Genomic DNA, 10,196 nt, shown 5'->3' with positions numbered 1-10,196 from the left:
TCGGGAACGTTGCGGCCCTTCAATTGCTTTGGCACGTCTTCGAGCGTGCGGATATTGGCAGTGACGTCCTCACCTTCGGTACCATCGCCACGCGTCGCAGCAGTGATCAATTCACCGCCCTCGTAGCGCAGCGACATCGACAAGCCGTCGATCTTTGGCTCGGCGCTAAAATCGATGCGATCGTCATTAAGCCTCAAGAAACGAACTATGCGATTGCTAAATTCTCGTACGTCGTCTTCAATGAAGGCGTTGTCGAGCGACAGCATCGGGACCGCATGTCGCACTTTCTTGAAGGCTCCAGACGGCTTTGCGCCAACCTTCGCGGATGCGGGCAATTCAGGACGTAAAGTTCGTAGAAACTCAACGATAGCTTTCAACGCGTCGTATTCGGCGTCACTGTAGTCCGTCTTAAGAGACGTATTGTACTGACTTTCCAGAATACCCATAAACGTGCGCAAGTTCTCATAGGCATTCGTTAGTCCCGGAATAGGCTGTCTGCTCAGTTCACTATTTCGCTCACTTGCCTTTCGACTAGTGAGCTCCTTCGCGATTTGATCATGGAATGAAACGTACAGCTCATCCAACGTTCCCTTGGGAAGCTTTGAGAGAGCGCTTCCAAGCGTCTTAGCGTTGAACTGATCTAAGAACCTCGCGAAATCTTTCGCCAAACGATTGACTTCAACAGACTTTTCGTTCGGAATAACCGAAGATTCTCCGATCAGGAGACCATCTTCCACGCGGGCAGGTTTGCTCTTTTTCATAAAATAAATCTAACATTTGCCGCCACAGATTTGAAGACGCGCGGAGGTTCAACTCGCCGCCTTCAAGAGCCGTTCCGCCGCCGCGCGCGCCTCGGCGGTAATCTCGGCGCCGGCCAGCATGCGGGCGATCTCCTCGCGGCGATGGTCGGCGGCCAGTGCATTGACCCGGGTGGCGACGCGCTTGCCGCGGTCGAGCGCGTCCTTGGAGATCAGGAGATGCTGGTCGGCACGGGCCGCGACCTGCGGAGCATGGGTCACCGCCATCACCTGCACCTGGCTTGCGAGCCGCGCCAGCCGGGCACCGATCGCGTCCGCCACCGCGCCGCCGACACCGGTGTCGATCTCGTCGAACACCAAGGTCGGCGCCGAGCCCCGGTCCGACAGCACCACCTTCAGCGCGAGCAGGAAGCGCGACAGCTCGCCACCGGACGCCACCTTCATCAAGGGCCCCGGCTTGGTGCCGGGATTGGTCTGCACCCAGAACTCGACGCGGTCGATGCCCTGCGGGCCCGGCGCTTTCTCGTCACTGTCGACCTGGGTCATGAACCTGGCGCGATCGAGCTTCAAGGGCGCGAGCTCGGCATTGACCGCCTTGTTGAGCTTCTCGGCGGATTTGGCGCGCGCCAGCGACAGCTTGTTCGCTGCCGCGCCATAACGCTGGTCGGCCTCGGACGCCGCGGCTTCGAGCTTCTTCAACTGCTCGGCACCGGCGTCGATCAGCGCGACGTCGGCGGCATATTTGCCGGCGAGCGCCGCCAGCGCGTCGACCGGGGTGGAATATTTGCGCGAGGCGGCGCGCAGCGCGAACAGCCGCTCCTCGATCCGCTCCAGCTCGAGCGGGTCGAAATCGGCCGCGATCAGCGCGGCGGTCAGATGCTGGTCCGCCTCCTCCAGCGCGTTGATCGCGACGTCGATGGCCTTCACCGCGGGCTCGACCAACGCCGGCGAGTTCGCCGCGCGCCGTTCCAGCCGGCGCACGGCGGCCGACAATGCCGCAACCGGCGAATGATCGCCGCTGACCGCGTCCTGCGCCTCGCGCAGGTCGGCCGCGATCTTCTCGCCCTGCATCATGGCAGTGCGCCGTTCGGCGAGCTGCGTCTCCTCGCCGTCCTTCGGTGCGAGCGTCTTCAGCTCGTCGGAGGCATGGCGCAGATAATCCGCCTCGCGGGCCGCGCGCTCCATGCCGGCGCGGTGCTCGTCGAGGGCGGCATTGGCAGTGCGCCGCGCGTCCCAGAGCCGCTCCAGCGCCGCGACATCCTTCTCTAGGCCGGCGAAAGCGTCGAGCAGGCGGCGGTGGGTGGCCGCATCGACCAGCGCACGCTCGTCATGCTGGCCATGAATCTCGACCAGCGCCGAGCCGACCGCACGAAGCGTCTGGACGCTGATCGCCTGGTCGTTGATGAAGGCGCGGGTGCGGCCGTCGGCGAGCTGGACACGCCGCAGGATCATCTCGCCGGTGTCGTCGAGGCCGTTGTCGGCGAGGATCGCGGTCGCCGGATGATCCTTCGGTACGTCGAACGTGGCGGTGACCTGCCCCTGCTCCGCGCCGTGACGGACGAGGCCGGCGTCGCCGCGGCCGCCGAGGGCCAGTGCGAAGGCATCGAGCAGGATCGACTTGCCTGCGCCGGTTTCACCGGTCAGCACCGCCAGCCCCCGGCAGAACTCGATATCGAGCCGCTCGATCAGCACGATGTCGCGGATCGACAGACGCGCCAGCATGACAGGAAAGACCCCACGCGGAATGATTCTGCGCGTAAGATAGAGGGCGCCGCTCGCTCCCGCGAGCCCTGAATTACGCTAAATCAACCGAGACCAAGCTTCTTGAACGCCCTGGAGATGTAGGAGCCCTCGTTCTCGCTCGGCTCCAGGCCGCCGGACTTCACCAGGTTGTAGGCGTCCTTGTACCAGCGGCTGTCGGGGAAATTATGCCCGAGCACCGCGGCCGCGGTCTGCGCCTCGCCGACGATGCCGATCGCCATATAGGCTTCGGTCAGGCGCGCCAGCGCCTCCTCGACATGGCGCGTGGTTTGATACTGCGTGACCACGGTCTTGAAGCGGTTGATGGCAGCCGTGTAGTCCTTCTTCTTCATATAGTAGCGGCCGATATCCATTTCCTTGCCGGCGAGCTGGTCGCGCGCGCCTTCGAGCTTGGCCTTGGCGTTCACGGCATATTCGGATGTCGGATATTTGCGGATCACCTCTTCCAAGGCCTGCATGGCCTTTTCGGTCAGGCCCTGGTCGCGGGAAACGTCCGGGATCTGGTCGTAGTGCGAGGCGGCGATCAGGTACTGCGCGTAGGCCGCATCGGGACTGCCGGGATGCAGTGTCACATAGCGGGTCGCCGAGCCGATGCAATTGTCGTAGTCGCCGGACTGATAATAGGAGTAGGCCGACATCAACAGCGACTTGCGCGCCCAGTCCGAATAGGGATGCTCGCGGTCGACTTCCTCGAACTTCTTCGAGGCCGCCTTCGAATCCTTCTTCTCGTTCATCAGGTACAAGCCCTCATTGTAGAGCTTGTCCGCCGGCTGATCGACGAAGGTGTCGTCCTTGGCCAGGAACTTGTCCCAGAGCGCGCCGGTGCCGCAGCCGCTCAAGGGAAGCGCAAGCACGACGAGCGACAACGCAAGGCCCAGCCGCCTCATGCCGGCCGACATCCTGCGTCGTTCATTCGTCACACGCTGTATCGACATGAGCCTGGAACCTGACGTCTGTGAGCGATGCCTACGATCCGCGCGCCTCCACCGAACGGAAGCGCATCCGTTCCCGTGCGCATGACGCCTGCCGCCCGGCCACGGACCCCTACCTACCCGAAAACACCTCGGTAACCAACCGCATAGGCAGGCATTTCGCCGGCATTAAGGCGGCCCGGATACCTCCGGGTTTATCAGGGACTTAGGTGGCAAATTGAAAAAATGGCGGAGCAAAATCCGTCAAGAAGCGGAAACCGCTCAGGACATCTCCGGTCCGTAGGCCGGAGCAACCCTGCCGCCCACCATGCCGCCGACAGCCTCAGCATGGGTACGCGGACGGCGCACGGTGTCGGCCTCAACCACCCGCCAAGCGCTGCGGTCGGCCATCAGGGCGGTCAGCACGGCATGGTTCAGCTTGTGGCCGCCCCGCACGGAGCGATAGGCGCCGAGCAGCGGCAGCCCGGCCAGCGCGAGGTCGCCGACCGCATCGAGCACCTTGTGGCGCGCGCATTCATCGCTGTAGCGCAGGCCTTCCGGGTTGAGCAGCCGGTCCTCGTCGAACACCACCGAGTTCTCGAACGAAGCCCCGAGCGCGAAGCCCGCGCTCCACAGCCGCGCCGTGTCGCTCATGAAGCCGAAGGTGCGGGCACGGGCGACTTCGCGGCGGAACCCTTCCGGGCTGAGCTCGAGCGTATATTTCTGCAAGCCGATCAGCGGGTTCTTGAAATTGATCTCGACCTCGGCGCGGAAGCCTGCGGAATAAGGTCGCAGTTCGCCGAGCGAATCCCCCATCACGACCTGGACCGGCTTGAGCACCTGGATGAAGCGGCGGGGCGCCGAGAGGCTGACAACGCCAGCCTGATCGATGGCAGACACGAAAGCGGCCGCGCTGCCGTCCATGATCGGAACCTCGGGGCCATCGACTTCGATGATCGCATTGTCGACGCCCATCCCCCGCAGTGCAGCCAGCACATGCTCCGCCGTCGAGACCAGCGGTCCTTCGCGGTCGCCCAGGACGGTGGCAAAATCGGTCGCGATGACCGAATGATGGTTGGCGCGCAGCTCGCGATCATACCCATCGCAGCCGGCGCGGACAAAAATAAAACCCGCATCCGCCGATGCAGGTCCGATGGTGAGATTGACCGAAGAGCCGGAATGAACGCCCACGCCCGTGACGGTGGCTTGCGAACGAAGCGTAGTTTGCCGGCTGAATTTCATCGCTTAGCCCCACACGACCCACCGCGGAAATCTCACCGACCCCTACATTTTGGGATCGGTTCGTCCCGTAGGTGTCCCCGAGTCACGGCGGACCATAGTCCTTGGCCTCATGAGCTCAACTCACGCTTCTTTACGGATTGTTACCCTATCTCTGCCGTATTCGCGCCAAAGGTTAACCAAATTGGAACGACCACTACTGCGGGATAGACGCTGCCAACGACTTTCGGTCAACCGGATTACCGCATTTATTACAGTATCTTAGGTCAAGCCAACAAATCGCAATCGACCTCAGGGGAAGGCCCCGATTTACCTTTATCGGGGCCTTCCCTTAACGGTTGGACTGTAACAATTGCTAATTGGACTGCCGGCGCAGGAAGGCCGGGATATCAAGATGGTCGTCACCCTGTGGCGCTGGCGCAACAGGTGCGGGACGGCCGTGGGTATCCAGACCCTGCGGCGCCGGGCGGCGGGCATATTCCGAGATCGGCGACTCATGGGCCGCGATCTGCTCCGCCACCGTGCGCTGCTTGGGCTTCGGCTGGGGCAGCGGCGGCATCGCGGGCATCGCAGGTCCCGAGGCCCGGGCTGCGATCGGCGGCTCGTTCTCGTCGTCGCGGCGGCCGAGGCCGACATTAGCGAGGCGCTGCAGCAGGGACAGCCGGGTCTTCTGCGGATGGTCATCCTCGATCTCGCCGCGGGCCTGCCGAAGCTCGGCCTGCGCCGGCATCGGCAGCTCCTCGAATTTGGGCATCCGGGGCGTGCGCACCGGCGACCGCTCGGCGGCCTGCGGAATGAACGTCTCGGGCGCGACCTGCTCGATCACCTCGGCGCGGCCAAGCTCGGGCTCCGGGAACAGCGACGGCTTCTGCGCGATCGGGCGGACCATGACGTCGCCATAGGCGACGGGTTGCATCGGCGCCGTGGGTGGCGCGGGCTCGGGCGCGACCGCGGCGGCGATCGCCGCCAGCGCGGCGCGCTCGACGTTCTGGTTGGGAAGACGCGGCGCCGGAGCAGCCGGAGCCGGCTGCGGCGCACTCTGGGCCGCGGCCTCGAGCTTGGCGGCGCGCTCCGCGAGACGGGCATTGTCGGCGCGAAGCCGGGCCGTCAGGTCGGCAAGCCGGTTCTCCGGCGGCGAGCCGGCCGGCGCGGGCTGTGCGATCGGGGTCAGCGGCACCGAGGTCTGGGCCGCACGCACGCCGGGCGCCTGGTCGATGCCGGTCGCCACGACCGAGACGCGGATGATGCCATCCAGCGATTCGTCGAAGGTCGCGCCGACGATGATGTTGGCGTCATGGTCGACCTCCTCGCGGATCCGGGTCGCAGCCTCGTCGACCTCGAACAGCGTCAGGTCCTTGCCGCCGGTGATCGAGATCAACAGGCCCTTGGCGCCCTTCATCGAGGAATCGTCGATCAAGGGGTTGGCGATCGCGGCTTCGGCGGCGGTCAGCGCCCGCTTCTCGCCCTGGGCCTCGCCGGTGCCCATCATCGCCTTGCCCATCTCACGCATCACGGCGCGCACGTCGGCGAAGTCGAGATTGATGAGGCCTTCCTTGACCATCAGGTCGGTGATGCAGGCGACGCCCGAATAGAGCACCTGGTCGGCCATCGCGAAGGCGTCGGCGAAGGTGGTCTTCTCGTTGGCGACCCGGAACAGGTTCTGGTTCGGGATGATCAGGAGCGTGTCCACCACCTTGTGCAGCTCGGCGATGCCGGACTCGGCGGTGCGCATGCGCCGCTGGCCTTCGAAGTGGAACGGCTTGGTCACCACGCCGACGGTGAGGATGCCCATCTCGCGCGCGGTCTTGGCGATCACAGGGGCGGCACCGGTGCCGGTGCCGCCGCCCATGCCGGCGGTGACGAACACCATGTTGGCGCCGGAGAGATGGTCGCGGACCTCGTCGATCACCTCCTGCGCGGCGGCGGCGCCGACGTCGGGCTGGGAGCCTGCGCCGAGGCCCTGCGTGACCTGGGTGCCCATCTGGATGATGCGCTGCGCCTTCGACATCGTGAGCGCCTGCGCGTCGGTGTTGCCGACGACGAAATCGACGCCCTGCAGGCCAGCCGTGATCATGTTGTTGACCGCGTTACCGCCTGCTCCACCAACGCCGAACACAGTGATGCGAGGCTTCAGCTCGTGAATGTCTGGGGGAGTAAGGTTGAGTGCCATGTTCGCCTCTCGATCACGCGCGCGTGAGTTCGCCCCGGCCGGTGGCCGCGGGAGTTGGTGAAAATCGTATGGTGCGGAAAACAGTCACTAAAAGCCCTCGCGAAGCCATCTTCCGACCTTTCCGAAATAGCCGTCAGTCCCTGTCTTGAGCTGCCGCGTATGCCGCGGTTCGACGTGTTCAAGGTGCGCGTATTGGGGATAGACCAGAAGCCCGGTCGGCACCGCGAATGAGGCGGTCTTCGCCTCGCTGGGCAGCCGGCCGAAGCCGAGGGGTCGGCCGATCCGCACCGGGCGGCCGAGAATCTGGGTGGCGAGTTCGGGAATGCCGGTGAGCTGCGAGGCGCCGCCGGACAGCACCACGCGCGCCTTGGGCTCCGCTGCAAAGGGCGAATCCGCAAGCCGGTCCCGGACCATCTCGAAAATCTCCTCGACGCGGTGCCGGACGATGTTTGCGATCGTGGCACGGGATACGATCTGCGGAATATCCCGCTCGTTGTCGCCGGCCGTAGGCACAGACATCAACTCGCGCGCGTCCGACCCGCCGGTCAGCACCGTGCCATATAACGTCTTGATTCGCTCGGCATCCGCAATGCATGCCGAGAGGCCGCGCGCAAGGTCCATGGTGACGTGGTGGCCGCCGACCGCGAACCCGGAAGCGTGCACGAACCGTCCGCCGGAATAGATCGCGATGGTGGTGGTGCCAGCCCCCATCTCGACCACGGCGGCACCGAGATCGGCCTCGTCGTCGGTGAGGACCGAAAGCCCGGCAACATACGGGCTCGCCGCCATGGCTTCGACATTGAGATGACAGCGTTCGACCACGAGCATCAGGTTCCGCGCAACGGTGGCGTCCGTGGTCACGACGTTCATCTCGACGCCGAACCGCCGGGCCAGCATCCCCCGGGGATCCCGGATACCCTTGACGCCATCGAGCGAGTAGCTGACCGGCAGCGCGTGCAGCACGGTGCGGCCCTCGCCGGTGGCGTGCCGCATACCGGCGGAGATCACCCGGCCGGCGTCGGCGGCAGTGACCGCGCCGCCGCGCAGATCGGCGGCGGCCTCGATCATCTGGCCCATGGGCCGGCCGCCGGCGACCGGCAGCAGGACCGATTCGACCCGGACCTTGGCCATGCGTTCGGCCAGCGCCACGGCCTGGCGCACTGCCTGCTCGCATTCGGCGAGATCGACCACCGCGCCGGCCTTCATGCCGCGCGCCTGGATCTGGCTGTAGCCGATCAGCTCCACGGCGTGGCTGCGTCCGCGGAAGGCGTCGCTCGGCGTGCATGGCTTCAGCCGCGCGATCATGCAGGCGACCTTGCTGGTGCCGATGTCGAGCGAGGCGACCAGCGCCGTGCGCTTCTGCGGCATCGGCCGCGTCTTCGGGGTCTGGGCGTGATTGAGACCGGTCATGCGGCGTCCCCGGTCTTTTTCTTCTTGGGCTTGAGCAGATCCTCGCGGGCCTTGGCGGCATCGTCCGAGAGCTGCACCGTGACCCGGTCGGGCAAGCGCATGTCGACCGCGACGATGTCGCGGGAGAACAGTTTTTCTTCCTGATCGAGTCGGCTGAGCGCCGCCAGCGCGTTGCCGACATCATGTTCAGGCAGGCGGACGTCGAGACCATCCTTCAGGCGCAGATTCCAGCGGCGCTGGCCGACATAGATCATGGCCTGGGTGACGCTGCGCACCTGCGGATAGCGCGACAGCAGCGCGAGAAAATCCCGCGCCCGGGTTTCGGCGCCCTTGCCGACCACCAGCGGCAGGGTCAGGAAGCGTCCCGACACGTAGGGCTCGAGCACCGCGCCGTCCTCGGCGATCACCGAAAGCCTTCCGTCCTGCTGCCACAATGCGAAGGCGGAACGCTCGACGATGTCGATCTGCAGCGCGCCGGGATAGAATTTGAGCACGGTGGCTTCCGCGATCCACGGATTGGCCTTCAGCCGGTCGCGCACGGCAGCGGCATCGAGGAACAGCAACGACGTGCGGCCATTGATGCCGCCGACCGCCAGCACCTCGTCCTGGCTCAGCTGCTTGCGGCCGTTGATCGCGACCGAGGTGATCCGGAAGCCGACCGAATTGGCGAGCGCGTTGCGGCTGTCGCTGAAAGCTGTGCTCAGTTCCTCGACATGGCCGCCCCTGATGATGCCGAAGGCGGCGCTGGCGAGCATGAGCAGCACGGTGGCGGCGACGCCGGCGCGATGCGGCACGTGGCGCTCGACCCACAGCACCAGGCGCGGCGACGGCTGGCGTTCGATCACGGGGTTGGACGCCGACCTGAGCGGAGGCTTGTAGGTACTCTTGAGCGTGATCTTGGACGCAATCTCGGACGCAATCCTGGACCAGCGGCGATCGACATGCTCGCGCAGCAGCACGGCCGCGCCAATCGCGGCCGCCTTCAGGTCGGCTTGGGGCCCCAGCGATCGCAGCGATCGGGCGAGGCGTCCTGCAGCATCCATTGCACGAGCTCGTCAAATACGGTGCCCGCAAATACTTCGCGGGTTATTGGCACACGCCAGATGACATTGCGGCCGCGCCGGGGCTCAAGTTCGCGAAGGCAGTGAAGGCCTCCCTTTCCCTCAAGGTGCCGACTGAAAGCGGAAATCCGCAGGCAGCCCGCATCCCGGCAGCCGAATGTCATGCGCCGCCGCGTTAACCTTCTGACGTCCTGGTAAACAAAGGGTAAAACCCGGGGCAGACAGGTTATTTTTCCAGCGCGCCGTGAGGCATTTGCTGCGAAATGTTAAGGATTTTACCGACCGGCCTTTTGCCGGGTTCCGGTTCCACCGGGTTCCATGGCCTGCCCGCTATCTCTGCGCGCGCCGCGCGGCAAGCGCGATCTGCTGGTGCAGGAAATCGGCAAATCCGATGCCGTGCGCCCTCAGCGCCTTCGGATAGAGCGAGGCCTTGGTCAGGCCCGGCAAGGTGTTGGTTTCGAGATAGACGAGCCCCTGCTCCGAGACGATGAAATCGCTCCGCGAATAGCCGCCGCAGGACAGCGCCCGATGGGCTTTCATTGCCTCGTCCATGAGTGCCGCGGTGACCTCGGGCGCGAAGCGGCCGGGGCAGATCTCCTGGGTCGACTTCAGGAGATATTTGGCGGCGTAGTCGAAATTGCCATCGCCCGGCACGATCTCGATCGGCGGCAGCGCCAACATCGTGCCGTCGGGTTGCTCCAGCACGCCGCAGGTCGCTTCCACGCCGGCGACGAACGGCTCGATGACGTATTCCTCGGTCTTCGCCGCATTGCGGACGGCGACCAGATCCTGCTTCGCGTTGACGAAGATCAGGCCGTAGCTCGACCCGTCATGGGTCGGCTTGGCAATCAGTCGGCCATATTCGGCGAATGCCTGCTCGATGTCC

At 65.1% G+C, this 10,196-nt stretch carries 7 protein-coding genes and 2 pseudogenes; 1 reads left to right on the top strand and 8 read right to left on the bottom strand.

All coding sequences use genetic code 11. The features are described from left to right. The 7 genes and pseudogenes from JOY90_RS01795 to JOY90_RS01765 form a co-directional block, all read right to left on the bottom strand. Positions 1–761: pseudogene (locus JOY90_RS01795) on the bottom strand (hypothetical protein); the annotation flags it as partial. A gap of 48 nt (positions 762–809) precedes the next feature. Then, positions 810–2,480 (bottom strand): DNA repair protein RecN, encoded by a 1,671-nt coding sequence (recN, locus tag JOY90_RS01790; protein ID WP_291689461.1) that lies wholly within the window; start codon positions 2,478–2,480, stop codon positions 810–812. Positions 2,481–2,563: 83 nt separating this feature from the next. Further along, entirely contained in the window at positions 2,564–3,454 is an 891-nt protein-coding gene (locus JOY90_RS01785) for an outer membrane protein assembly factor BamD (RefSeq protein WP_291689460.1), read from the bottom strand. 258 nt (positions 3,455–3,712) lie between these two features. Next, positions 3,713–4,672 carry a UDP-3-O-acyl-N-acetylglucosamine deacetylase gene (gene lpxC, locus JOY90_RS01780; RefSeq protein WP_291689459.1) on the bottom strand — a complete coding sequence of 320 codons (960 nt, stop codon included), beginning with the start codon at positions 4,670–4,672 and terminating at the stop codon, positions 3,713–3,715. 352 nt (positions 4,673–5,024) lie between these two features. Then, entirely contained in the window at positions 5,025–6,839 is a 1,815-nt protein-coding gene (gene ftsZ / locus JOY90_RS01775; RefSeq protein ID WP_291689458.1) for a cell division protein FtsZ, read from the bottom strand. Between the two features lie 87 nt (positions 6,840–6,926). Continuing rightward, a complete protein-coding gene (gene ftsA / locus JOY90_RS01770; RefSeq protein WP_291689457.1) occupies positions 6,927–8,249 on the bottom strand; it encodes a cell division protein FtsA in 1,323 nt (440 codons plus the stop codon). Further along, a complete protein-coding gene (locus JOY90_RS01765; RefSeq protein WP_291689456.1) occupies positions 8,246–9,292 on the bottom strand; it encodes a cell division protein FtsQ/DivIB in 1,047 nt (348 codons plus the stop codon). The genes ftsA and JOY90_RS01765 overlap by 4 nt, the downstream gene beginning before the upstream one ends. Between JOY90_RS01765 and JOY90_RS01760 the strand changes: the two genes are divergently transcribed. After that, on the top strand, positions 9,292–9,489 hold the full coding sequence (locus JOY90_RS01760) for a hypothetical protein (protein ID WP_291689455.1): 198 nt from the start codon (positions 9,292–9,294) through the stop codon (positions 9,487–9,489). The genes JOY90_RS01765 and JOY90_RS01760 overlap by 1 nt on opposite strands. A 151-nt stretch (positions 9,490–9,640) precedes the next feature. Here JOY90_RS01760 and JOY90_RS01755 read toward each other — a convergent pair. Then, positions 9,641–10,196 (bottom strand): annotated as a pseudogene (locus JOY90_RS01755) (D-alanine--D-alanine ligase); the annotation flags it as partial.

The sequence above is a fragment of the Bradyrhizobium sp. genome (assembly GCF_019242285.1).
Taxonomy (GTDB): Bacteria; Pseudomonadota; Alphaproteobacteria; order Rhizobiales; family Xanthobacteraceae; genus Bradyrhizobium.
The sequence above is the reverse complement of the archived record's forward strand: the minus strand, read 5'-3'. Positions and strand labels throughout refer to the sequence as shown.

What these genes read in the sequence shown, in the direction of transcription:
- recN (WP_291689461.1), bottom strand. Translation starts at nt 2,480, where the DNA reads ATGCTGGCGCGTCTGTCGATCCGCGACATCGTGCTGATCGAGCGGCTC.
- JOY90_RS01785 (WP_291689460.1), bottom strand. Translation starts at nt 3,454, where the DNA reads ATGTCGATACAGCGTGTGACGAATGAACGACGCAGGATGTCGGCCGGC.
- lpxC (WP_291689459.1), bottom strand. Translation starts at nt 4,672, where the DNA reads ATGAAATTCAGCCGGCAAACTACGCTTCGTTCGCAAGCCACCGTCACG.
- ftsZ (WP_291689458.1), bottom strand. Translation starts at nt 6,839, where the DNA reads ATGGCACTCAACCTTACTCCCCCAGACATTCACGAGCTGAAGCCTCGC.
- ftsA (WP_291689457.1), bottom strand. Translation starts at nt 8,249, where the DNA reads ATGACCGGTCTCAATCACGCCCAGACCCCGAAGACGCGGCCGATGCCG.
- JOY90_RS01765 (WP_291689456.1), bottom strand. Translation starts at nt 9,292, where the DNA reads ATGGATGCTGCAGGACGCCTCGCCCGATCGCTGCGATCGCTGGGGCCC.